The following is a 23,688-nucleotide window of genomic DNA, read 5'->3' on the forward strand; positions in this document are numbered from 1 at the left end:
TTTTCATAGACAATATTTGCTCATTGGAAAGCTCGTTCGAAGCTCGGAAAGGAATGAGAATGGTTGCCCGCAAACTCGTCGGCATCGCCGGTAGTTTCAATCGCCCGTCGAAGACATATGCGCTTGTGCAGAACGTGGCCGATCTGGCGACCAATCAGTATGGTTTCGCGAGCAGCGTCTATGATCTGCAGGATGTCGGCCCATCGCTTGGTGCGGCTCAATGGCGCAAGGATCTGGACGACCAGGCGAAGCGGGTGATCGACGATATCGTTGCCTCTGATGTGCTCGTCATCGGTTCGCCCACCTACAAGGGATCCTATCCCGGCCTCTTCAAGCACCTCATCGATCTCATCGACCCGCATGAGTTACGCGCCAAGCCGATCATCATCACGGCAACGGGTGGCGGCGATCGCCATGCGCTGATGGTCGAACATCAGCTGCGACCGCTCTTCGGCTTCTTCATGGCCCATACGCTGCCGACGGCGGTCTATGCCTCGGATCGTGATTTCACGGATTACAAGATTTCATCCGAACCGCTCTCCAAGCGCATCGATGAGGTGGTCGGCGAACTCGCCGCCTTCTTTCCCGGCGCGACGGCACTGCTTGCCGCAGCCGAGTGACCGATCGTCCCACGGCAACATCTTTTACTTAAGCAAATTGGATCAACGAGATGGAGGATAGCATGAAATTCGATGTCATCACCCGCTTGAAGACTGCCTTTGGCCAGCTATGGATTCACTGGAAGGATGAGCCTCTTCATCTGATCGATAGAACGGCTGCTGCCGACGATGATCGAGAGCCGTCAGCGCGCGATTACGAGCTCTATTTCTGGTGCTCCACGCCCGTTGCCTGGTATTGAGAGGAACGCGCGATGGCTCTGGCTTTCGATCTCCGGCGACCGGTTGCAAGGCGCATCCCGAGTGACATTCGATCCCGTCTCGTTCGCGGTGTCGAAGTCTGCTCCGTCGTTTTCTCCTTCATCTTTCTGTTCGCACTCGTGGCGGGGGCATTCTGATGACCGCTCCTGAGCATCAATTGCCCTTGATCGAAAGAGCGGAGGTGGGATGAGCAGGGTGCTGATATTGCCGGGCCTATTCGGATCGGGGGAAGGGCATTGGCAGCGCTATTGGCTGCAGGATCAGCCGGACGGCCATGTGGTGGATCAGGACGACTGGGATCATCCGAACCTTCGTGATTGGATGGAGAAACTTGAAGCGGCGCTGGAGGAGGCGGGCGACGCCTATATCGTTGCCCATAGTCTCGGCTGCCTGCTAGCTGCCCAATTGGCTAGCCGGCCGGCTGCTCGCCGCGTCAAGGGGGCACTGCTTGTCGCGCCATGTGATCTCCCCGCGACGGAAACGCTGCATGCGGGGCAGGTTTCCTTCGGCACCATGCCCACCGAAACACTGCCATTTCCCAGCATGACGATCGGCAGCCTGAACGACGTCTATATGACGCTCGACCGCCTTACGATGTTCGGGCGTCTGTGGAATTCCGAGATCAGGAATATCGGCCTTGCGGGCCATATCAATGTCGCAAGCGGTTTCGGGCGGTGGCCCAGCGGGTATGCTCTGCTGGAGACGCTGAAGGCGCGTTGCAGGCACCGAAGGCCGTATGTTTCTGCGTCGGCAGCGACCGCGCCCGCTTGAGGAGACTTTTATTCATCGTCATTCTGCGGCGGATTTCTTTTGCCCAACATGTGTCGTCGGTCATCTGACAGCGACAGCCCTATATTTGGAGGACCGATCATGAGCCTGCGCATCAACGATATTGCACCCGATTTTACCGCAGACACGTCACAGGGACCGATCCAGTTCCATGACTGGATAGGCAACGGCTGGGCGGTGCTGTTCTCGCACCCCAAGAATTTCACGCCGGTCTGCACGACCGAACTCGGAGCTATGGCGGGACTGGAGCAGGAATTCGCAAGGCGCGGCGTCAAGGTCATCGGCATCTCCGTCGATCCGGTCGAAAGTCATGCCAAATGGAAGGGCGACATCAAGACCGCCACCGGTTTCAATGTCGAATATCCGTTGATAGGCGACAAGGATCTCAAGGTCGCCAAGCTCTACGACATGCTGCCGGCTGGCGCCGGCGAAAGTTCCGAAGGCCGCACGCCCGCTGACAATGCCACCGTGCGTTCTGTCTTCGTCATCGGCGCCGACAAGAAGATAAAGCTGATCCTCACCTATCCGATGACGACGGGCCGAAACTTCAATGAAATCCTCCGCGCTATCGACTCCATCCAGCTGACCGCCAAGCACCAGGTTGCCACGCCGGCCAACTGGCAGCAGGGCGAGGATGTCATCATCACCGCCGCGGTGTCCAACGAGGACGCCATCAGCCGCTTCGGCTCGTTCGATACCGTGCTGCCCTATCTGCGTAAGACCAGGCAGCCGGCGCTCTGAACGCGCCGTTAGCCAAGCAGGTTCTTCACAGCCTGACATTATCGTGCAGGAAATCCAGCAGCGCCCGGACACGCGCTGGAAGCGGTCCGCCCTGGCCGATATGGACGGCATAGAATTCCTCGCCGTCGCCCGGATTTATGTCTTCGAGCACGGGTGCCAGGCGGCCGGCCTCGATATCCACCTTGACTGTGAAAGCGGGAAGCCGCGCCAGGCCGGCCCCTGCGAGCGCCAGATGGCGCATGGCTTCGCCATCGCTGACCTGCAGGCCTGGCGTAACGGGAACTTCCATCGTCTTGCCAGCGCTTAGCAGCGGCCATCCCTCCACGGCGCGTGCGTAGGCAAAGCCGATGCGGCCGTGCTTTTGGAGTTCATCGATTGATCTCGGTGTACCGCGCCGTCTGAGATAGTCCGGTGAGGCGACGATGATCTTGCAGGTCGTGCCGAGCTTGCGGGCGGTCAGGCTGGAATTCTTGAGTGGACCGGTGCGGATCGCGACGTCGGCGCGCTCCTCCATCAAGTCCACGACCTTGTCGGTATGAACGATCTCAAGCGAGACGGCAGGGTATAGCGCCATGAAGGATGGAATGAGCGGCGCCAGCACATGGTTGCCGAAAGAGCCGCTGGTATTGATGCGGATGGGTCCGGCAGCCTCTTCGCCCGCCGAGGCATAGCGTTCGGCCTCGGCAATGTCGGCTAGAATCGCTATGCTGCGCTCATAAAAGACACATCCTTCCGGCGTCAGTTGCAGCCGTCGTGTCGAGCGGTTGATGAGGCGCGCCCCCAGTCGGGCTTCGAGGCGGGAAACCAGCTTGCTGACGGCCGATGGCGTCATGCGGCAGGCTGTGGCCGCAGCAGTGAAGCCACCAAGTTCGACTGCACGCACGAAGACTTCCATTTCGCCGGAGCGATTAATGTCCTGACGGCTCATGATGAATTCAAATCACAAATGAGTTTCTTATGGGCAATCTATATCACGTTGGGTGGAGCGTCTATCTCAGTTGAAACGACAGGAGACAGATCGATGGAATATAGAAATCTCGGTGCATCCGGCCTGAGGGTGCCGGTCTTGAGCTTTGGAGCGGGTACCTTCGGCGGCAGTGGCCCGCTGTTCGGCGCCTGGGGGACGACCGATGCGGTGGAAGCGCGGCGTCTCGTCGATATCTGCCTGGAGGCAGGTGTCAATCTCTTCGATACCGCGGATGTCTACTCCGCCGGCGCATCGGAGGATGTGCTCGGCCAGGCGATCCGGGGGAGGCGCGATGCCGTTCTGATCTCCACCAAGACGGCGCTTCCGACCGGTGACGGGCCTGCCGATTGGGGCGCGTCGCGCTCCCGGCTAATCAGGTCCGTTGACGATGCCCTGCGCCGTCTCGGCACGGATTATATCGACCTGCTGCAATTGCACGCGTTCGATGCCTCGACCCCGATCGAGGAGGTGCTTTCCACACTCGATGGTCTGGTGACTGCAGGAAAGCTCCGTTATGTCGGCGCCTCCAATTTCGCGGGGTGGGAACTGATGAAGTCGTTGGCCGTATCGGAGAGGTATGCCTATCCCCGTTATGTCGCCCACCAGGTCTACTACTCGCTTGCGGGTCGTGATTATGAATGGGAGTTGATGCCGCTTGCCGCCGATCAAAATGTCGGCGCGCTCGTCTGGAGCCCGCTTGCTTGGGGCCGGCTGACCGGCAAGATCCGCCGTGGCCAGCCTCTTCCCGAGAAGAGCCGCCTGCACGAGACGGCTGCCTATGGCCCGCCGGTAGATGACGAAAAGCTCTTCGATATCGTTGACGTGCTTGACGAAATCGCCGCCGAAACCGGCAAAACCGTCCCGCAGATCGCTATCAACTGGCTCATAGGCCGCCCCACCGTTTCAAGCGTCATTATCGGTGCGCGGAACGAGGAGCAGCTTCGCCAGAACCTCGGAGCCGTCGGCTGGTCGCTATCGAGGGAGCAGATTGACAAGCTTGATAAGGTAAGCGTGGTGGTGGCGCCCTATCCATACTTCCCATACCGGAGCCAGGAAGGGTTTGCTAAGTTAAATCCGCCACTTACCTGACTTATATGATCTGCTTTCGCAGCGTGGCTAACGGCTGCTCTTGTGCCGTCTCACTGCGTCACCGAACGCCTGGAACAAAGCACGGTTCACGGGATTGGTTTGCGGATCATGCTCGGCGTGCCATTGCACGCCGAGGGCAAATTCCCGAGCGTCCTTGAAGCGGATCGCCTCGATCGTACCATCCTCGGCAATGCCCTCCGCGATCACCTGTTCGCCTAGTTCAAGAACGCCCTGACCATGCAGGGAATTCACCCGGATCACATCCCGGCCGAAAATGCGGGCAAATGTCCCGCCCGGCACGAGCCGGACATCGTGGCGATCGGCGAAAACCACCTCCAGATCGGGGTGAATTTCTCCGTTCTCCAGACGCGGCATCCGATGGTTCATGCGTCCGGGCAATTCGCGGATTTCCGGATGCAGCGAGCCTCCGGCGGCCACATTCATCTCTTGGAAGCCGCGGCATATGCCGAAGATGGGCAAGCCGCGTTCGACGCAGGCCCGGATCAGTGGCAGCGCGACGGCGTCGCGGTCCTCGTCATACGGCTCATGCTTGGGATGGGGTTCGGTATTGAAGTGGCTCGGATGAACATTGGCCCTGGCGCCCGTCAGCAGCACGCCGTCGACCGTGTCCAACAGATCCTGAATGTCGGTGAGGCTCGGACTGCCGGCAAACATTAACGGTAGTGAGCCGGCGACTTCGGTTATAGCCCGGAGATTGTTGTCTCCGACGATCTGCGCGGCGAAGCGGCTCTCAACAATCCGGGCGTTCCCGATGACGCCGATTACGGGTCTCGTCATTCTCTGATCTCACCTTCAAATGGCAATGCCGGCGGCGGGTCTCGACGGTCTCTCTCACCATAATGGATACCTCCTGCGAGAATGAGGGCGCAAGAGTTATCGTGCCACTTGCCGGTGCAACCGGGTGAACGGCCACCACGAAGGCGGCCGTTTTTAGGAGAAAAATCTCAACGCGGCGTCACGTCGAAGCCGAACCATTTCTGCGAGAGTTTTGCGATGGTTCCGTCAGCCTTGGCGGCGGCGATGGCGTCGTTGAACAGCGCCTTCAGTTCCGGATCGGTCTTGCGCAGGCCGACGGAGCTGCCGCGTCCGAGCAGGCCGCCCTGGAAGCGTGGGCCGGTCAGCGCGAAATCCTCGTTGCCGGGCTTGGAAGCCGCCGTCGAGAGATAGGCGGTGGAAGCCATGATCAGATCGACGCGGCCAGCCTTGAGGTCAAGATCGTGCTGCTCGGTCGTCTTGTATTCCTGGATGGTGACGACGTCCTTCAGGTATTTCTGGAGGAAATTTTCGGCGATCGAGGCCGTCTGAACGCCGATGGTCTTGCCCTTCAGCAAGGGTTCGAGTTGCTTGAGCGCGTCGATCGCACCCTGCTCGTTCGAACCGAGCGAGAAGACCTGGTCTTTCAGCGGCATTTGCGCCAGCGGATCGGATTTCAGCGTGGCGAAGGTCTGGCCGGTCGTGCCGTAGGAATCGCTGAAGGCAATGACTTCCTCGCGCTTCGGCGTCGCCGACATGCCGGAGATGATGGCGTCGAACTTGCCGGCCTGCAGAGCCGGAATCATGCCGTCGAAGGACTGAACGACGGTCGTGCATTCGACCTTCATGTGGGCGCATAGATATTTGATCAGGTCGATCTCATAGCCGTCCAAAGTGCCGTCCGACTTGGTGAAGTTCCAGGGACGGAATTCACCTTCGGTAGCGATCGTCACATGCGTCCATTTCTTTTCCTCCGCATGCGCGACGGTCGACGCGAAGATAAGTGTCAGAAGGCTGAAGGCCTTCATGAGAGAAATTAGATATTTCATTGTAGTCGTTCCCCTTTTTGTGGTCGTATAGGTGGTTTATTTGGAAATGAACTGGCGGAATCGCTCCGATTTCGAATTGGCGAAAACCTCGTGCGGTTTCCCGTCCTCCTCGATCAGTCCCTGATGGACGAAGATCGCGCGGCTGGAGACGTCGCGGGCAAAACCCATCTCGTGGGTGACGACCAGCATGGTACGGCCCTCTTCAGCCAGACTGCGCATCACGCGCAGGACTTCGCCGACCAGCTCCGGATCGAGCGCCGATGTCGGTTCGTCGAACAGCATCACCTTGGGCTGCATGGCAAGCGCCCGGGCAATGGCGGCGCGCTGCTGCTGTCCGCCGGAAAGATGGGAGGGATAATGGTTGCGCTTGTCGGCAATGCCGACCTTGGCAAGCAGTGCTTCGGCCTCCTCGATGCATTCGGCCTTGGGACGGCGCTGCACATGAATGGGGGCTTCGATGATGTTTTCCAGAACCGTCTTGTGGCTCCACAGATTAAAGCTCTGGAAAACCATGCCGAGCTTGGAGCGGATGCGATCCACCTGCCGGCGATCGGCGGGGCGGGCGCCCTTGCGGCCGGACTGCATGTGGATGGTCTCGCCGGCGACCGTGATATCTCCGGAATCCGGTGTCTCCAGCATGTTGATGCAGCGAAGGAAGGTCGATTTTCCCGAGCCGGAGGAGCCGAGAATGGAGATGACATCGCCCTGCTGGGCGTCGAGGGATATACCCTTCAGGACTTCGACCGGACCGAAGCTCTTGTGCAGATTCCGGACGCTGAGCGCGGGAGCCGTGTCGGTCATGGCGTATCTCCTTCGGTGGTCGGTATGAGTATGGGTCGCGGCTGACGCAGATGCGGGCTCAGCCAATATTCGAGCAGCTGAATGAGGCGGGTCAGCAGGAAGTTGATGGCGAGATAGATCGCGCCGGCGACGATGAAGACCTCGATGGCCCGGTAGGTCTCCGAGATGAGCTTGGCGGCAACGCCGGTCACTTCCATCAAAGTGATGATGGAGGCAAGCGACGTTGCCTTGACCATAGAGATCATCTCGTTGCCGTAGCCTGGCAGCGCCTGGCGGATGGCGAGTGGCCAGATGATGCGGCGAAACTGCATGAAGCGTCCCATGCCGCAGGCGCGCGCCGCTTCGATCTGACCATGCGGCACCGACAGCAGGCCACCGCGAATGATCTCGCTAGCGTAAGCAGCGGTGTTCAGCGTGAGCGCCAGGACGGCGCACCAATAGGGCTGGCGTAGGATCGGCCATAGAATACTGTGGCGAACAGCCGGAAATTGACCGAGGCCGTAGTAGATCAGGAAGATCTGCACGAGCAGCGGCGTGCCTCGGAAGACGAAGACATAGAAGCGGGCGAACCCGTCGAGCGCCGTAATGCCCGATAGACGCGCCATGGCGAGGCCTAGCGCGAGCACCGCGCCGAAGAGGATCGACAGGCCGGCGAGCGAGAGCGTCAACGGAATCGCGGAGATCAGGCTGACGAAGGTTTCGCTGAGGAAATTCCAGTCCATCAGACCCTCCTGACGCCGCGGTTGAAGTAGCGTTCCGCCTGCCGCATCAACACGCCCGACACCGTCGAGATTGCCAGATAAAGCAGCCCGGCAATCAGATAGAAATCGAAGGGCAGGCCAGTGGAGCCGGCGCCGACCTCGGCCTGACGCAGCAGCTCGGCAACGCCGGTGATCGAGACCAAGGCGGATTCCTTCAGCACCACCTGCCAGACATTGCCAAGGCCGGGTAGCGCATGGCGCAGGGTGAGTGGCGCGACAATGCGCCGGAAGCGCAGCCAGCGCGACATGCCGCAGGCGATAGCGGCCTCGATCTCGCCGCGGTGCACGGCCTTGAAGGCGCCGCGAAAGACTTCCGTCTGCTGCGCGCCCGACGTGATGCCGACGGCCAGCGAGCCAGCCAGAAAGCCAGGAAAGCCGACAAAGCCTTCTGCTCCGAACAGGCGGCCCATTGCCGTGACTGCGGCGCTCCCGCCGAAATAGAGGAGGTAGATGACCAGCAGATCCGGAATGCCGCGCAACACGGTCGTATAGGTATCGGCGACAATGCGGGTGGTGCGGCCACCCGAGACCTTGGCCCAGGAGCCAAACCCGCCGATGACAATGCCGATGGCATAGCCGGAGATGGCAATGAGAACAGTCATCCACGCGCCGGCCAGCAATGCCTTCGCCCAGCCGTCGGGTCCAAAGCTTAAGATGTCGAAGAAGCCCGGCTGGGTCATTGTCGGGCCAGCCGATCACGATGGGTCGGCTTGGAAATGGGAAACGAGATGCTCAGGATCTCGTTTGTCGACGGGGCCATGGCATCAACCATGGCTGTTCTCCGGCAAAGGCGGATCTACATCGTCAGGGATCGGGTTGACGAAGGGCGTGTCCTCGAGGCGGGCCTTGTGATCGGCCTTGGCCGCCTCGATGCGGGTGGGGTCAAGGATGAGATCGAGAGCCGTGCTCGCCATGATCTTGGCTGCATGCTCCATGCCCTTGTGGGCGGCGGGAAGTTTTCCTTGCGCGACCAGTTGCCAGGAATGACCGGGCGTGCCGATGGCATAGGTGGCGCCGCGCATCTGTACGGTGGGCACGACCCAGCTGACCGTACCGACATCCGTGGAGCCGACCAGCGTCCCGTCGCCGGCGCCGAGAGGGAAGACGGTATCGCAAAGGCCCTGGTCTTTCTTCGGTTTCAGGCCGAAGCGACCATAGGAAGCGGCGATATCCTCGGTGCTGAAGGTCTCCTGGAATTTGCGGGCGGTTTTCTCGTCCGCGTCGTCGTAGGCTGGTGGTCCGAGCCTTTCGAGATTGGCAAACATCAGCTCTTCCAGCGGCGTATTGCCGACCAGATTGGCGTCGCCGCTGATAATCTCACTGCGCACGGTGGTCTCCGTCATCAGGGCCGCGCCCTCGGCGACCTTCTTGACCCGTGCGACAAGGGTCAGCAATTCCGGAAGTGTCCGTGCCCGCACCAGATAGCGAACGGTTGCGCGCGCCTGCACCACGTTCGGTGCGTTGCCGCCGGTGTCGGTGACGGCATAGTGGATGCGCGCCGTCGAGGGCATGTGTTCGCGCATATAGTTGACGCCGACATTCATCAGTTCCACCGCGTCGAGCGCGCTGCGGCCGAGATGCGGCGTTGCGGAGGCATGCGACGCACGGCCGGAAAAATGGAAATTGATCTCGTTGCAGGCGAGCGAAATCGGATTGTTGACGCCGGCAAAGGCAGCCGGATGCCAGGAAATGGCGATGTCGACGTCGTCGAAGACGCCGGCACGCACCATGAAGCCCTTGGACGAGCCGCCTTCCTCCGCCGGGCAGCCATAGTAGCGCACCCGTCCTTTCAGGCCGTTGGCGGCCAGATAATCCTTGACGGCAGCGGCGGCCAGCATCGATCCCGAGCCGAGCAGATTGTGGCCGCAACCGTGGCCATTGCCACCGGCGACAACCGGGCGCTCTTCGGCAACTCCCGCTTCCTGGCTGAGGCCGGGCAGGGCGTCGAATTCGCCGAGAATAGCAATCACCGGGCCGTCTTCGCCGGCCTCACCCATGACGGCCGTCGGCAGGCCGGCGATATTGCGGTGAACACGAAAGCCTTCCTGCTCGAGTAGCCGCTCGTGCTCGGCCGCGGAGCGAAATTCCTCATAATTGGTCTCGGGAATACCCCAGATGCGATCGCTGAGATCGAAGAATGCCTGGCGCTTTGCTTCGACCACATCCCAGATTTCTGATGAATTTTTCATGGCGTTTCGACCGAGCCCGGATTATAGAGTTACCAAAATTGGCGCCAATTTAGGATACAAAAAAATTCTGCGCAATATATCGGCATGGATAAATTTTCATCAGAAGGTCCCCGCTGCATTAGACGCAGCCGGCTACAGAAATCTGTGGCAACGTGATATCGATCACGCAATGGCAGGGGAGTTGCGATGAGCGATGTCGATTTGAAGAGTGACGTGGCGGATACCGAAAGCGAGGCGTCCCGCGATGTCACCGATCAGATTCTCCAGGATATTCTCGGCGGATTGCTTCCTCCCGGCACCTGGCTCAAGCAGATCGATCTCGAACGGCGCTATGGATGCACCAGGCCGGAAGTGCGTCGCGCACTGGACCGGCTGGCACAGAAGCGGCTTGTCGAACATGTGCCCAACCGGGGCTATCATGTCTATGAGCAGGACGGACGGCGTGCGGTCGAAGTCAGCGATATCCGAGTGATCCTGGAGACGGCGATCGCCGACCAGATCGTTGCGAATGCATCACCCGATAGTATCCTGAAATTGCGTACACTTGCCAAGCGCTTCGACGAGATGATCCTTCTCGGCACCATGCTGGAACTCTATGAAGCCAATCTCGCATTTCATCGCGAGTTGCTGACACTCGGCGGCAACAATGAATTGGTCGATCTCGTCGCGGAAATCCGGCAGCGAACCTCTTCAGCCCCGGTCTCGCAATGGCGCACCCGCGCGCGCGTCGACCAATCCGGCCGGGAGCATCATCTGATGATCGATGCTATCGAGAAGGGTGATGTTGAGGAACTGAAGCGACTGACGGTGTTTCATATCCGTCAGTCCTGGGGTCCGACCTCTTCGAACTGAAAAATATCACCGCAAAGCAAGCTTGCTTCGCTACGCCCACGAGTGGCTAGCGGCGGAAGGGCGATCCCTGCCGCCGCCAGATCCTGTCTTACCGGCCGCCTTCGATCTTGCGGTGACGCTGGTTGATGCCGCCCGTGCCGTAGGGATATTCCGCCGGATGTGGCGCGCTGATCTCGTTCAGCCTGTCCATTTCGGCTTCCGACAGCGCCAATTTCGACGCGCCGAGATTGTCGGCGAGCTGTTCCGGCGTGCGGGCGCCGAGGATGACGGAGGTCACGGCCGGCCGCGCTGCCGTCCAGGCAAGCGCCACCTGTGCCATGCTGACGCCGCGCGCCTTGGCGATCTCCTCGACTGCGGTGATGATTGCCCAGGTCCGCTCCTGCGCATTGCGCGCGGCATAGGATTCGCTGCCCCGATTGGGGTTTTCACCGAGACGGGTCGCGCCGGTCGGGGTGTTGTCGCGCTTGTATTTGCCGGTTAGCCAACCGCCACCAAGCGGCGACCACGGCAGCAGGCCCATGCCCGCATCCTGGCAGGCCCCAACGATCTCAAGTTCGATATCGCGGACGAGCAGATTGTATTGCGGCTGTAGCGTGACCGGCCGGGTATAGCCACGCGCCTTGGCGACTTCGACGGCCTTGGCGATGTGCCAGCCGACATAGTTGGAAAAGCCGTAATAGCCGATCTTGCCGGCGGAAACGGCGTCGTCGAGAAAGCGCAGCGTCTCCTCGATCGGGGTCAGCGCATCCCAGGCATGCATCTGGTAGAGGTCGATATGCTCGACGTCGAGGCGACGCAGCGAGTCGTTCAATGCCTGATTGAGATGCCGGCGCGACAGGCCGATATCGTTCGGGCCGTTGCCCATCGGAAAGCGCCCCTTGGTGGCGATGACGGCCTGCCGGGCCTCGTTTGGCCGGGCCTTCAGCCAACGCCCGATGATCTCCTCCGATTTTCCGGCGCTGTAGACGTCGGCGGTGTCGATGAAATTGCCGCCCCAGGCGAAATAGTCGTCCAGCAATCTGTGGGATGCCGCTTCGTCCGCCTCCGCGCCGAAGGTCATGGTGCCAAGGCAATAGGCCGTGACGACAGCCCCGCTGGGGCCGAGCTTGCGATAATCCATTCCTGCCTCCTCTGATGGAGCGCCCGCATCCGATCCGCAAAGCGGTCGGCAGAGCCGGAGCTCCGTGATCTATAGCGCTGTCGTGCTTGAGACGGCCTCCGCCGTCGAATGATGTACGGCGCTCAACGCCTCCGCGTGAGGGCCGTACGGCAACCATAGCCAATCATGCGGCCACGACCAAGCGGATTTCGCGCTTGGGCGGTGTCGTTTTGTCGCGCCATCGATCAATCGAAGAAGATCTCGGGCCTCTGTGCCAGCAGCTTATCAATGGTGCGGAAAACCTGTTGAAGATGCTTGGTCATATGCTTTTTAGCTGCTGTCGAGTTGCCGGATTCGATGGCGACGACGATCGCCAGGTGCTGATCGTAGAGTTCGGCCAGGTGGCCGGGCTCCGGCAGGCTCAGTACGCGCACGCGGTCGAGCTGGCCTTTGACGTTCTGGATGACCTTCCAGGCCCGCGTCAGATTGACGGAAGCCGACAGGATGAAATGGAAGTTCTCATCTTCCGTCAGGAACCCGTCGAGATCGCCATTGTCGACCGCCCGCTTCTGCCGCGCCAGGCTCTCGTGCAGGCGAGCGATGATGGTGGGATCGGATATCTCGGCAACACGCGCTACGACGGAGACCTCCAGCGCCTCGCGGATGAATTGCGCTTCCAGAACTTCCGCAACGCGGATCGGCGCGACGAACGTGCCGCGTTGGGGAAAGATATCGACCAGACCGTCCTCGGAGAGCTTGATCAGCGCTTCGCGAACCGGCGTGCGGCTGACGCCGAGCATGAGGGCCAGTTCCTTCTCGCTCAATGCCTGCTTGGGCGTGAGGCGGAGATCGAGGATCGACTGGCGAATGCTGCCATAGATCTGCGGCGCCATCGGCAGCTTCGGATCGATCGCAAGCAGGGTTGTCGATTGTTTTTCGGTCTGGGCCAAGGCTGTTCTCCGATACGGGCAGAGCGCTTCTATCACATGTGCACGGATACGCTCACTCCCTGCTTAATTGACATATTACCATGGTAGTGTATTTGAATCGAGAGCGAATATCGCCGGATCTGGTGGCGTTGGTTTTCAAAGGAAGTCGGGATGAGACATACGTGGAGATGGTTTGGGCCGATCGACAAGGTCAGCGTCAAGGACGCGGTTCAGGCCGGCGCTGACGGTATCGTCAGCTCTCTCCATCATATCCCGACCGGTATAGCCTGGCCGCTGGAGGAAATCCGCAAGCGGCAGGAAGAGGTCCGCCAGGGTGGATTGGAATGGGAGCTGGTCGAGAGCATCCCCATCTCCGAAAGCATCAAGACCATGTCCGGCGACTGGAAGGCGCATGTGACGGCGTGGGCAGAGACGCTGCACCGTCTGGCAGAGGCCGGGATCTCGACGGTCTGCTATAACTTCATGCCTGTGCTCGACTGGACCCGCACGGATCTGCACTGGACGACGCCGAGCGGCGCCAAAGCGATGCGCTTCGATCTCATCGATTTCATCGCCTTCGATCTGCATCTCCTGCAGCGGCCGGATGCAGCCGGCGATTATTCTCCGGAATTGGTCGAGGCGGCTGCGCGACGCTTTGCCGAGATGCCGGAGGAACGGCGTCTTGTTCTTTCCCGCAGCATCGGCGCAGGCCTTCCGGGACAGGCGGAAGCCTACACGTTGTCGGAGCTGCGCACGGAACTTGCGCGTTACGGTGCTATCGATGCCAAACGCCTTCGTGGTCATCTGGTCGATTTCCTGTCCGAGGTCGTGCCGGTTGCCGAAAAGCTGGGCATGCGGCTTTGCGCCCATGGAGACGATCCGCCGTGGCCGCTTCTCGGCCTGCCGCGTATTCTCTCGACCGAGGCGGATTACACCCACATATTGAAGGCGGTCGACAGTCCCGCGAACGGCGTCACCTTCTGCACCGGCTCGCTTGGCGCCCGTGGGGACAATGATTTGCCGGCAATGATCTCGCGGCTGGCCTCGCGCATTCACTTCGTCCATCTGCGCAATGTTCGCCGCGAGACGGCATCGCAGCCCGGTTCCTTCTTCGAGGACGAACATCTCGAGGGCAATGCCGATATGGTCGCGGTGATTGCCGCGATCCTTTCGGAGGAGCGGCGGCGCAAGACCGAAGGACGCGCAGATCATACGATATTCATGCGGCCCGACCACGGACAGGAAATTATGGATGACGTGGCACGCGGCGCGCAGCCGGGCTATCCTGCCATCGGTCGATTGAAGGGCCTTGCCGAGTTGCGCGGCATCGAGCGCGCCCTGTCTCATCCCCAATACGGGTTGGCACGCTGATGGAACGCTTGAGCGCCCGGACACAACTGCATGATCTAATTGAATCTCCTGTCTACGACAGGCAGGCACTGAAGCCGGGGATCGTTCACATTGGCCTCGGTGCTTTTCACCGCGCGCACCAGGCTATCTATACCGATGCGGCGCTGGCGCATGCGTTTGGAAACTGGGGCATTGTCGGTGTCAGTCTGCGCTCAACGGAGATTGCGCAGGATATGCGGGCACAGGATTGCCTTTATAGTGTGGTTGCACGCGATCGATCGGGCGACAGCGTCCGGGTGGTCGGCTCGATTGTCGAGGCGCTTGCGGCAAACGACGATGGTGAGGCGGTTCTCGGAAGGCTCGCCGATCCGGCGATCCAGATCGTCACGCTGACCGTCAGCGAAAAAGCCTACGGCATCGATCCCATCAGCGGTGGGCTCGACTATGCCCATCCTGCCATCGCCGAGGATCTGAAATCTCCGACCCGCCCGACAGGTGTCATCGGTTATCTGACGGAAGGGCTCGCTCGCCGGAAGGCTGCCGGCTTACCGCCCTTCACAGTGCTTTGCTGCGATAACCTGCCGAGCAATGGCCGCATCGTCCGGCGTCTCGTGATCGAGATGGCGGCGACGCGCGATCCGGCTCTGGCGGAATGGATATCCGAGACCGTGTCCTTCCCATGCAGCATGGTAGATCGCATCGTACCGGCAGCAACGGCGGAAACGCGCGCTCGAGCCGAAAAACTGCTGGGCGTGGAAGACAGACTGTCGATTGAGGCCGAAACTTTCTCGCAATGGGTGATCGAGGATGATTTCGTTGGAGATCGTCCGACATGGGACGCGGGCGGCGCGCTCTTCGTTGAGAATGTCGAGCCCTACGAGAAGATGAAGCTGCGGCTGCTGAACGGCTCGCACTCGTTAATCGCCTATCTCGGGCAATTGCAGAAGCTTGAATTCGTCCGCGACGTCATGGCTGTACCGGAGAATGTTGTGCTTGTCCGTCGGCACATGCAGGCGGCGGTTCGCACCCTCGATCCGGTGCCGGGTATCGATCTCACCCACTATATGGATCAGCTGGTGGAGCGTTTCGCCAACCCGGCCATCGCCCATCGCACGCAGCAGATCGCCATGGATGGATCCCAGAAACTGCCGCAGCGTCTCTTCCAGCCTGCGGTCGATGCTATTTCCTCGGGGAGCGATGCAGCCGAATTCGCTTTTGTGACAGCGGTTTGGATCGCTTATCTCAAGCAGGCTGAGACCATCGACGATCCGCGCGCCCAGGAACTGCAGAAGGCAGTCGCAGACGCAATGCTTGCGGACGAAACGGCCTCCTTCTTCGCCATAGCGGGACTTTTCCCCAGCGAACTTCAAGCAAACAGAGCTTGGAGAAATCAGGTCAATTCATTGCTGAGGTCTCTTTAGCGACGGCTAATTCGCCGGTCGGCTGTCCCTCGCAAAATTGATCTTGCGCCTTCCTGTATTCTTGGATACAAGTATGCAAGCTTCACTTTGGTCGCCTCTTTTGGAGGGGGAACTGTTGGTTGGGGCAGGGAGGATACATGGTTGCGATAGCAGTGCGCGCGCCTCATCGGCTGGCGCTGGAGGATGGGAGTTCTTCTGCCGAGTTGGCGCCGGGCGACGTGTCGATTCGGGTTGTCAGAGCCGGCATCTGTGGGTCCGACATCCACATCCTGCACGGTTCGAATCCCTTCGTCGTCTATCCCCGCATCATCGGTCATGAGTTTGCCGGCATAGTGGAGGCGATCGGTGCTGGCGTTTCGCACCTGGCGATTGGCGACCGCGTCGTTGCCGATCCGGTCATCTCCTGCGGAAAGTGCCATCCCTGCCGTATCGGCCGCTCGAACGTATGCGCCAATCTGCAGGTGGTCGGCGTTCACCGCGACGGCGGCTTTCGGTCGGTCGCCGTGGTGCCCGAGGCGAATGCGGTAAAGGTTTCGCCGGCTCTCGGATTGGATATCGCCGCCCTTGCCGAGCCGCTGGCGGTTGCCGCCAACGTGCTGTCGCGCACCGGCTGCGGCCCGGAGGACGTGGTCTTGATCTATGGCGCTGGCACGGTGGGTTTGACCGTGCTGCAGGTCGCCAAGATGAAGGGCGCGCGTTGCATCGTCGCCGACATTGACAATCAGCGCCTTCAGCGTGCTCGCGAATTCGGCGCTGACGTCGCGTTCAACTCTCTGGAAACGTCCGTTTCGGACATGGTTGCCGGCGAGCTCGATGGGCTCGGTCCCTCGGTGGTTATCGACGGTGCCGGTATCCCCGCTTTGCTGGAGGAAGCCTGCCGCGTGGCGGCGCCGGCGGGCAGGATCGGGCTGCTCGGGTTTTCGGCTGCTCCTTGCAATGTCAGCCAGCAGGAAATCGTTCGCAAGGAACTGAGCCTCGTCGGCTCCCGCCTCAACCGCCGTTTCATTCCGGAGGTGGTTGGCTGGCTGGAAAGCGGTGCCCTCAAGCCGGCCGCCATGATCACACAGACTTTCGCCGCCGCTGATGCCGCAGCTGCCTTTGACCTTATCGAACGGCACCCAGAGAAGACGCTCAAAGTCCAGCTCGCCTTCGACGCATGACCGTCACCGCATTCGTGCGGCGGAAGCATTCATTCTTGTTACCTTGGGAGGGTATATCCATGTTCTTGAAACGCGCATTTCTCGGTCTTCTCGGCGGTCTTGCCATCGTCGCATCCGTCTCTATGCCGGCTTCTGCCGAATCCGGCAGCGTTCTTCAGTCGGTTCTGTCCAACGGCAAGCTTCGCATTGCCGTGCTCGGCAGCCTGCCGCCCTATTCGACGGTCGGCGCAGATGGCGTGCCGGTTGGCTATGACATCGACATCGCGAAAAAGCTGGCGGCGGCCCTGAAGGTCGAGCCGGAATTCGTCGTCACCGACATTCCGAGCCGCGTAACCTCGCTGCAGACAGGCAAGGTCGACGTGACCATCGCCGACTTCACCCGCAACGTCGAGCGCTCCACATCGGTTGCCTTCTCGAACCCCTATGTCGTGACCAACATGCGGCTGCTGGTGCCGGAAAGCGCGCCCTACAAGACGATCGAGGAGGCCAATGCCGCCAAGATCCGCGTCGCCATTTCGCGCGGCGGTACGGCGGAGCGTGCCGTGCCGGCCCATCTGCCCAACGCCCAGATCGTCCGCTTCAATACACAGGCTGACGAGCTCAGCGCCCTGCTGTCCGGGCAGGTGGATGCCATGGCGGAAGACGATTTCTACAATCGCAAGGCTATCAGCGACAACCAGGGCAAGCTTCGCCAGGTCGACGGATCGCTCGCGCGAGCAGAGATTGCAATCGGCGTTCCGGCAGGCGATGCCGACTGGTTGCGGGTCATCAATCTGTTCGTCGACCAGTTCAACGCTTCCGGCGACAACAAGGCTCTGTTCAATAAGTGGTTCGGCTTCGAACAGCCGTCGCTACAGGCGCAGTACTGATCCAATGGGAGCGGCGTAAGCCGCTCCTGCCATCCCGCGGAAAGAACCGGCGGAGAGGTTCATGCATTATACACTCCAGTTTCGCAGCATTCGCGAATATCTGCCGCTGCTCTGGGATGCCGCTTACACGACGCTGTACCTGTCGGTCCTGGCGATCATCCTTAGCGTTGCCGTCGGCTGCGGACTGGCGATCATGCGCCGGAGCCAGAGCCGTTTCGCGCGCTTTGTCGCGGTCGCCTATATCGAGGTCATGCGGAATACGCCGCTTCTCGTCATTCTCTACATCGTCTACTTCGCGCTTCCCGCCATGGGGCTGCGCTTTTCCTCCTTCGCCGCCGCCTTGATCGGACTGACGCTGAACAGCGCCGGCTATATGGCCGAGATCATCCGCGCCGGGCTTGTCGCCATCGCCCACGGCCAGTTCGAAGCGGCGCGGGCGCAAGGGTTCAACCCTATCCAGACCTATCGGCATATCATCCTGCCGCAGGTGTTCCGCGTCATCTACGCACCGCTCGGCAATCAGGTCATAGCAGTCATCCTCGCGTCGTCGCTTGCTTCGGCGGTTGCTGTCGAGGATGTGGCCTCGTGGATGCAGACTGTCGGCTCCACCTCTTTCCGCTTCTTCGAGACCTTCCTGGTGGCCGCGGCCGTCTACCTCGTTCTCTGCCAGACGGTAAACCTCATTCGCCTCGCGATCGGCTGGATGCTTTTCAGGGATAATGGTGCGCGCCGATGAACCACGACCTGCTTTCCTATCTGCCATTGTTCCTGAAGGCAGCGGTACTGACGATCTGGCTGTCATGGCTGGCTCTGATGATCGGCGCTATCGCGGGTGGCCTCGTGGCGCTGGCGCGAACGTCCCGCTGGCTGCCGCTGCGCGTGCTGGCGCTGCTCTTCGTCGAATTCTTCCGATCCATCCCTATCCTGATCGTGCTGTTCTTTGCCTATTTCGGGCTACCAGTAATGTTCGGCATCGATATCTCGACCTTCACGGCCGCGACCCTTGCACTGGCGCTTCACGCGACCGCCACGATGTCGGAGGTCATGCGAGCCGGCATCGAAAGCGTCGGGCGTGGCCAAAGGGAGGCGGCGCAGTCGTCCGGCATGACCTTTGGCCAGACGATGCAGCATGTCGTCGGACCGCAGGCGCTGCGGGTCGTCCTGCCACCCTCGGTCGGTGTCTATGTGACGACCCTGAAGGAATCGTCGCTTGCCTCGATCATCGGCTATGTCGAATTGACCAAGACCGGTCTTCTGGTGCGCGAAAGCACAGGCGGCGGCTTCGCGCCGCTGCTGATGCTCGGCGTCCTTTATTTCCTTATCAACTATGGAATCTCGCTGGCGGGAGGCGCGCTTGAGCGGCGCTACAACGTCGGAACGAAGCCCATGCTCGCGGGAGGCGGACAATGACGCAGGCAGTTCTCGAATTTGACGGCGTGGTGAAGCGCTTCGGAAAGCGCACCATTCTCGACGGTATTTCCATGCAGGTGCAGACGGGCGAAATCGTCTGCTTCATCGGCCCCTCCGGCACGGGCAAATCGACGCTGCTGCGCTGTGTCAACGGGCTTGAAGATATCCAGGGCGGAGAGCTCCGTTTCGAGGGCAGGCCGGTGCTCGCGCATGAGCGCGGGGCGATAACGGCTGTTCGTCGCCGGATCGGCATGATCTTCCAGCATTTCAATCTCTATCCGCATCTGACGGCGTTGGAAAATGTCGTGCTCGCCTCGGTCGTCGTGCACAAGCAGGATCGAAAGACGGTCGAAGCGCGGGCAAAAGCGCTGTTCGAGCGGGTGCGTCTGTCCCACCGGATGAATGCCTATCCGGCGCAGATGTCGGGCGGCGAGCAGCAGCGCGTCGCCATCGCGCGTGCACTCTGCGCCGAGCCGCACATCCTGCTGTTCGATGAGCCGACCTCGGCGCTTGACCCGGAAACCGTGGGCGAAGTGCTCGGCGTGATGCGCGATCTTGCTCGCGAGGGCCGCACAATGCTAGTCGTCACGCACGAAATCCGCTTTGCTGCGGATGTCGGTACGCGAATGATCTTCATGGATGAAGGCAAGATCGTGGAAGACCGGGAGCCTCGCGCGCTGATCGCTAATCCGGGCAGCGAGCGGGCGCGGCGCTTCCTCAGCACCATTACAGCAGAGGCGCATTGAACCGATGACCGTATCCCCAATCCGCCCCCGCATGAGCATCAAGGACCTCTACGACGTCCTCTATATGCGGATCCTGACCGGGGAACTCAGACCGGGCGCGGCGATTTCGGAGACGAAAATTGCCGACGAGGTGGGGTTGAGCCGAACGCCGGTTCGGCAGGTGTTTCAAAGGCTTGCCGATGCGGGTTTCCTTCTGGTGGTGCCGCAGGTCGGCACCTATGTCGCGCCCATCGAGATCAGTGCGGTTCGTGACGCGCAGTTCGTGCGCGAAATGCTGGAGTGCAGTGCCGTTGCCGAAGCCGCCACATCGTCGGTTACAGACAAGGAAGCACGGCTCCATCGGTTTCTGGAGGACCAACGCCGGCTGATCGGCAAGGGCGATCATATCGGCTTTTTCCTGTCGGACGAGGCGATGCATCGGGCGTTGATGGAGATCGCCGGCCATCCCCACGTCTGGGGCATGATCGCCTCGGCAAAGGTTTCGCTGGACCGTCTTCGCTATCTTTCGCTGGAAAGGATCGATTGGCTGGAGATGATCTTTCGCCAGCACGAGGATCTGGTCAATCGCGTGGTTGCGGGCGATCCGGAAGGTGCGACCAAGGTGATGCAGGCGCATCTGCGCACCGCTTTCGCCGCCATCGAGCGCATCGCCGCCGAGAATGCGGATTTCTTCGCTGAGTAGCGGCGCGTTGCGCAAGTGAAGAGCGTGACGTAACAATCGATGGACTTCGAATCTTCGCCTCATCGATCCGCGAATATCTCTCCGCCATGGACGAAACTCCGACACCGACACCGCGAATGCTCAGCTGGGCACGCAACTCGACGATCTATCGTCTTGAACGCAAGATGATGACCGAAAAACAGTTGTTTGATGCGATCACCAAAAAGGCGAAGCAGAAGTTCGAAGACATCAGCGATGAGCAGATCAAGGCCGTTGCCGATTTCGCGGTCAAGTTCGCCTACGACCAGAATGCGCTCAACGACGTCTCCTATGCCGAGATCAGCACGCGCTCGGCCGTGCGCTCCGGCAAATCGAAGAAGGCGATTGCCTTCAAGCTCGCCTCGAAGGGGATCGACAGCGAAACCGTAGTCGCAGCGCTGGACGGAGCGGACGATGCGCGCGCGGCCGTCATCTTCGCCCGAAAGCGCGGCTTTGGGCCATTCCGTCGTGGTGATCTCGATGAGAAGCGGAAGGCGAAGGAATTATCGGCCTTCGCCCGCAACGGATTCAGCTTCGGGATTGGCAAGACGGTTTTCGATATGAGCTTGGAGGAGGCGGAAGAGCTGCTGAGTTCCTCGTCCGTTTTTTGAGTGCGGCAACTCATTGAAGGTGACGCCCATGCCGGTTAGGGTCGCCGCCTTGACGTATCGGTTCCGTGGGGATTTGTGTGACAACAAGCATTCGATTTTGTGTGTTGGCGATCGGCTTTGCCTTATTGCCAATGGTCGCACAGGCGGAATGGCAAGCGATCGAAAAGGTGCAGGCCTATGCTATCGCGGGTAAATCCGGCGCAGAACTCTATGATTCGATTGGCGAGCGCGGTCCGTTCCTTGGCGGTAAAACGAGGGCAATTGCCCATACCGATTTCAAGCTGACCTGGACGCGGAAATACGAGCCGCAGCCGGACGGCGCCTGTATGATCACCGTCAACATACCGAAGCTGATCATCACCTACACATTGCCGAAACCCTCTGCGCAACTGACTGGCGCGACCCGCAGGAGCTGGCAGCATTTCATTGCCGGCGTCGAAGCGCATGAGCGCGTGCATGGTGGGTTCATCAAGGACATGGTCAAGGAAATTGAAGCGATGAGCGTCGGTTTCTCCGTACCCAATGACCCGAAATGCAGCACGATCCGCGTCGAATTGACAAAGCGACTCGGCGAAATTTCCAAAAGCGAGCGGCAGCGAAACAGCGACTTCGACAAGGTCGAGTTCAGCGACGGCGGCAATCTCCAGCAGCTCGTGCTGAAACTGGTGAGAGAGCAGTAGAAGCCGTCGCCGCTATGAAGACGGGAGTGCCTGCGCTGGACGCCCAACGCAGGATCCCGTGAGGCGGCGCCTTTTAAACCGCATCGGCTCCGATGGCGGCAAGGGCGGCGCGAGCGACTTCGAAATCCTGATCCCCGGTGCCGGACCCCACGCCAATGGCGCCGGCAAATCGGCTACCGAAGCGGATGGGCAAGCCGCCCGGCAGATGCGTAACGCCACCCTGCGAAGCGATGCCGGCGGCCGTGCCGAATTCGAAGGACATCGTGCCTGTCGGAGCGTTGCTTGATGCCGCTGTCCGGGCTTTGGCACGCGCCGTATGCATGCTCAGATACTTCGCGCCGTCCATCCGGATGCTGGCGATGGTCTCGCCGCTTGCGTCGACGATGAAGATGCATTGCGGTACGCCGATCTTCTCGGCATGTGCAATCGCGGCCACCAGCGCCTGCACCGCGCCGGAGTGGGATAGGGTCAAAGTTTCGCGCATGACGGACATGGATTGGTCGCTCCTGTAATAACAAATGCTTATCGCACTGCATCGATCCGCCCTAGCTAGACCGGGGTTCTCCCGATTGGCAATGCGAAGAAGCGTAGTCGTGCGAGGGAAATCCGGTGAAACTGATGTTCCAGAACGGCATAAGCGCATCAGTTGAACGCATGTGTAGTTTGATATCGGAGCAGGCGGCTTGCTCCAACGATGACGTTTCGCCATTGTCGCCGGGCAGCGGCTGAGCCCTTTGGGGGAAATGTGAAGACACCGGCGAGAATAGGAATCATGGAAGTGGCGCGGCTGGCCGGGGTTTCGGCGGCGACGGTGTCGCGCGTCCTGAACGACCGCACGGATGCGCGCATCAGCCAGGAGACGCAGGAGCGGGTCAGGGCGACGGCGCGCGAGGTCGGCTATGTCGTCAACCGGCTGGCAACTTCGCTCAGAACTCATCGTACCGGCGTCTTCGGCGCCATCGTCGGCAGCCTCTCGGGTCACTACCAGCCGCATCTGACCGGCTGCCTGCAGGCGGCTGCGCAGAGGCGAGGGATGGAATTGCTTGTCGCGCAGGCAAAAGCCGATGCCGGCGAGGTCGCGGGGCAGTTGCATTTGTTTCAGGATGATTTTTTCGACGGCGTGGTCATGGTCACCGATCTGCCCGGCCATGAGGCGCTATGTGATCATCTCGACCGCATGGGCAAGGCGCATGTGACGCTTTGCGGCGGTCTTACCGGCTCGAAACCGGCGGTGCTGACCGATGAATGGCTCGGCATGCGTTTGCTGTTCGATCATCTGGTAGCGCTTGGACATCGTCGTATCTCCTTTGTCTATCGTGAAAGCCGGAGCGCTCTTCGCGATCGGCGGTCAATTTTCGGGGAGATGATCAGCGAAAGCGCGGGCGCGATCGAGGGCGGTGTCATTTCCTTTGAAAGAGATGAGGCGGCTCGGCAGACGTTTCGTCAGCTATTGGCGTCGCCTTTGACAGGGCCAACCGCTTTGATTTGCGGAAGCGACGGGCTCGCGATTGAGGTCGTGGCGGCATTGCGGGATATGGGGCTGACAATTCCTGATGATGTATCTGTCGTCGGCTATGACAATGTCCCCGATACGGCCTACTGGTCGCCGCCGCTGACGACGGTGGCGCAGCCGACCGACCGCCTGTGCGAAGCCTCGCTCGATCTGCTCGTTGAGCTGGTGGGCCTTTCTCCGGAGGCTCGCGCCGCCACGCGGCCCATGCGGCTCGTTCCGCCGGAGCTTGTCATACGTGCGTCATCGGACGTCCCTAGTTTGCGGCAAATTCCTCCTGCCTAGTTCGAAAGAGTAGTTTTCACGGCGGGGT

27 protein-coding genes are annotated in these 23,688 nt (G+C 60.6%); 17 read left to right on the forward strand and 10 right to left on the reverse strand.

Translation table 11 applies throughout. The features are described 5' to 3' along the window. Positions 1-59: 59 nt before the first annotated feature. The 4 genes from msuE to RRH01S_RS12475 all read left to right on the forward strand — a co-directional run bounded on the left by msuE (position 60) and on the right by RRH01S_RS12475 (position 2,408). A complete protein-coding gene (gene msuE / locus RRH01S_RS12460) occupies positions 60-620 on the forward strand; it encodes an FMN reductase (protein ID WP_034516553.1) in 561 nt (186 codons plus the stop codon). Between the two features lie 62 nt (positions 621-682). After that, positions 683-859 (forward strand): hypothetical protein, encoded by a 177-nt coding sequence (locus RRH01S_RS34395; protein WP_007691220.1) that lies wholly within the window; start codon positions 683-685, stop codon positions 857-859. 205 nt (positions 860-1,064) lie between these two features. Beyond that, positions 1,065-1,649: an RBBP9/YdeN family alpha/beta hydrolase gene (locus RRH01S_RS12470; RefSeq protein WP_007691216.1), complete on the forward strand. Its 585-nt coding sequence runs from the start codon at positions 1,065-1,067 to the stop codon at positions 1,647-1,649. Positions 1,650-1,748: 99 nt separating this feature from the next. Continuing rightward, positions 1,749-2,408, forward strand: a complete 660-nt coding sequence (locus RRH01S_RS12475; protein WP_034516549.1) for a peroxiredoxin — start codon at positions 1,749-1,751, stop codon at positions 2,406-2,408. Between the two features lie 25 nt (positions 2,409-2,433). Here the strand turns inward: RRH01S_RS12475 and RRH01S_RS12480 are convergent, their stop codons facing one another. Continuing rightward, entirely contained in the window at positions 2,434-3,336 is a 903-nt protein-coding gene (locus RRH01S_RS12480) for a LysR family transcriptional regulator (protein WP_034516548.1), read from the reverse strand. Between the two features lie 93 nt (positions 3,337-3,429). On the opposite strand from RRH01S_RS12480, the gene RRH01S_RS12485 reads away from it, so the two are divergent. Beyond that, positions 3,430-4,464 (forward strand): aldo/keto reductase, encoded by a 1,035-nt coding sequence (locus RRH01S_RS12485; RefSeq protein WP_034516546.1) that lies wholly within the window; start codon positions 3,430-3,432, stop codon positions 4,462-4,464. A gap of 27 nt (positions 4,465-4,491) precedes the next feature. Here RRH01S_RS12485 and RRH01S_RS12490 read toward each other — a convergent pair whose 3' ends face one another. The 6 genes from RRH01S_RS12490 to RRH01S_RS12515 all read right to left on the reverse strand — a co-directional run bounded on the left by RRH01S_RS12490 (position 4,492) and on the right by RRH01S_RS12515 (position 10,038). Then, positions 4,492-5,262: a gamma-glutamyl-gamma-aminobutyrate hydrolase family protein gene (locus RRH01S_RS12490; protein ID WP_034516544.1), complete on the reverse strand. Its 771-nt coding sequence runs from the start codon at positions 5,260-5,262 to the stop codon at positions 4,492-4,494. A 167-nt stretch (positions 5,263-5,429) separates the two neighbouring features. Beyond that, positions 5,430-6,287: a transporter substrate-binding domain-containing protein gene (locus RRH01S_RS12495; protein WP_034516543.1), complete on the reverse strand. Its 858-nt coding sequence runs from the start codon at positions 6,285-6,287 to the stop codon at positions 5,430-5,432. Between the two features lie 36 nt (positions 6,288-6,323). Then, a complete protein-coding gene (locus tag RRH01S_RS12500) occupies positions 6,324-7,088 on the reverse strand; it encodes an ABC transporter ATP-binding protein (protein ID WP_034516541.1) in 765 nt (254 codons plus the stop codon). Next, positions 7,085-7,810, reverse strand: a complete 726-nt coding sequence (locus RRH01S_RS12505) for an ABC transporter permease (protein ID WP_034516540.1) — start codon at positions 7,808-7,810, stop codon at positions 7,085-7,087. The genes RRH01S_RS12500 and RRH01S_RS12505 overlap by 4 nt, the downstream gene beginning before the upstream one ends. Next, on the reverse strand, positions 7,810-8,529 hold the full coding sequence (locus RRH01S_RS12510; RefSeq protein ID WP_042471964.1) for an ABC transporter permease: 720 nt from the start codon (positions 8,527-8,529) through the stop codon (positions 7,810-7,812). Before RRH01S_RS12510 ends, RRH01S_RS12505 begins: the two co-directional genes overlap by 1 nt. Before the next feature lie 84 nt (positions 8,530-8,613). Then, a complete protein-coding gene (locus RRH01S_RS12515; protein ID WP_034516538.1) occupies positions 8,614-10,038 on the reverse strand; it encodes a M20 family metallopeptidase in 1,425 nt (474 codons plus the stop codon). Between the two features lie 186 nt (positions 10,039-10,224). On the opposite strand from RRH01S_RS12515, the gene RRH01S_RS12520 reads away from it, so the two are divergent. Further along, entirely contained in the window at positions 10,225-10,890 is a 666-nt protein-coding gene (locus tag RRH01S_RS12520; protein ID WP_034516536.1) for a GntR family transcriptional regulator, read from the forward strand. 88 nt (positions 10,891-10,978) lie between these two features. Here the strand turns inward: RRH01S_RS12520 and RRH01S_RS12525 are convergent, their stop codons facing one another. Further along, entirely contained in the window at positions 10,979-12,010 is a 1,032-nt protein-coding gene (locus tag RRH01S_RS12525) for an aldo/keto reductase (RefSeq protein ID WP_034516534.1), read from the reverse strand. Between the two features lie 224 nt (positions 12,011-12,234). Further along, entirely contained in the window at positions 12,235-12,939 is a 705-nt protein-coding gene (locus RRH01S_RS12530) for a GntR family transcriptional regulator (protein ID WP_034516533.1), read from the reverse strand. Positions 12,940-13,089: 150 nt separating this feature from the next. On the opposite strand from RRH01S_RS12530, the gene uxuA reads away from it, so the two are divergent. From uxuA to RRH01S_RS12580, 10 genes are all read left to right on the forward strand, one after another. After that, a complete protein-coding gene (uxuA, locus tag RRH01S_RS12535; protein WP_034516531.1) occupies positions 13,090-14,289 on the forward strand; it encodes a mannonate dehydratase in 1,200 nt (399 codons plus the stop codon). Next, a complete protein-coding gene (locus tag RRH01S_RS12540) occupies positions 14,286-15,689 on the forward strand; it encodes a mannitol dehydrogenase family protein (RefSeq protein ID WP_042471968.1) in 1,404 nt (467 codons plus the stop codon). Before uxuA ends, RRH01S_RS12540 begins: the two co-directional genes overlap by 4 nt. 137 nt (positions 15,690-15,826) lie before the next feature. Continuing rightward, positions 15,827-16,849, forward strand: coding sequence for a Zn-dependent oxidoreductase (locus tag RRH01S_RS12545; protein ID WP_037222278.1), 1,023 nt, complete (start codon positions 15,827-15,829; stop codon positions 16,847-16,849). 59 nt (positions 16,850-16,908) lie between these two features. Then, a complete protein-coding gene (locus RRH01S_RS12550; RefSeq protein ID WP_007695800.1) occupies positions 16,909-17,718 on the forward strand; it encodes a transporter substrate-binding domain-containing protein in 810 nt (269 codons plus the stop codon). 61 nt (positions 17,719-17,779) lie between these two features. Further along, positions 17,780-18,454 (forward strand): amino acid ABC transporter permease, encoded by a 675-nt coding sequence (locus tag RRH01S_RS12555; RefSeq protein ID WP_034516520.1) that lies wholly within the window; start codon positions 17,780-17,782, stop codon positions 18,452-18,454. Further along, entirely contained in the window at positions 18,451-19,128 is a 678-nt protein-coding gene (locus RRH01S_RS12560) for an amino acid ABC transporter permease (protein WP_042471975.1), read from the forward strand. Before RRH01S_RS12555 ends, RRH01S_RS12560 begins: the two co-directional genes overlap by 4 nt. Further along, on the forward strand, positions 19,125-19,874 hold the full coding sequence (locus RRH01S_RS12565; RefSeq protein ID WP_007695805.1) for an amino acid ABC transporter ATP-binding protein: 750 nt from the start codon (positions 19,125-19,127) through the stop codon (positions 19,872-19,874). The genes RRH01S_RS12560 and RRH01S_RS12565 overlap by 4 nt, the downstream gene beginning before the upstream one ends. 4 nt (positions 19,875-19,878) lie before the next feature. After that, positions 19,879-20,556, forward strand: a complete 678-nt coding sequence (locus tag RRH01S_RS12570) for a GntR family transcriptional regulator (RefSeq protein WP_012650277.1) — start codon at positions 19,879-19,881, stop codon at positions 20,554-20,556. 86 nt (positions 20,557-20,642) lie between these two features. Continuing rightward, positions 20,643-21,185, forward strand: a complete 543-nt coding sequence (gene recX / locus RRH01S_RS12575; RefSeq protein ID WP_034516516.1) for a recombination regulator RecX — start codon at positions 20,643-20,645, stop codon at positions 21,183-21,185. 131 nt (positions 21,186-21,316) lie between these two features. Then, positions 21,317-21,865, forward strand: a complete 549-nt coding sequence (locus RRH01S_RS12580; RefSeq protein ID WP_042471978.1) for a DUF922 domain-containing Zn-dependent protease — start codon at positions 21,317-21,319, stop codon at positions 21,863-21,865. Positions 21,866-21,938: 73 nt separating this feature from the next. Here the strand turns inward: RRH01S_RS12580 and RRH01S_RS12585 are convergent, their stop codons facing one another. Next, a complete protein-coding gene (locus RRH01S_RS12585) occupies positions 21,939-22,358 on the reverse strand; it encodes a GlcG/HbpS family heme-binding protein (protein ID WP_034516513.1) in 420 nt (139 codons plus the stop codon). Between the two features lie 279 nt (positions 22,359-22,637). On the opposite strand from RRH01S_RS12585, the gene RRH01S_RS12590 reads away from it, so the two are divergent. Then, positions 22,638-23,660, forward strand: coding sequence for a LacI family DNA-binding transcriptional regulator (locus RRH01S_RS12590; protein ID WP_034516511.1), 1,023 nt, complete (start codon positions 22,638-22,640; stop codon positions 23,658-23,660). The last annotated feature ends 28 nt before the right edge of the window (positions 23,661-23,688 follow it).

It is taken from the genome of Rhizobium rhizogenes NBRC 13257, from assembly GCF_000696095.1.
Lineage (GTDB): Bacteria > Pseudomonadota > Alphaproteobacteria > Rhizobiales > Rhizobiaceae > Rhizobium > Rhizobium rhizogenes.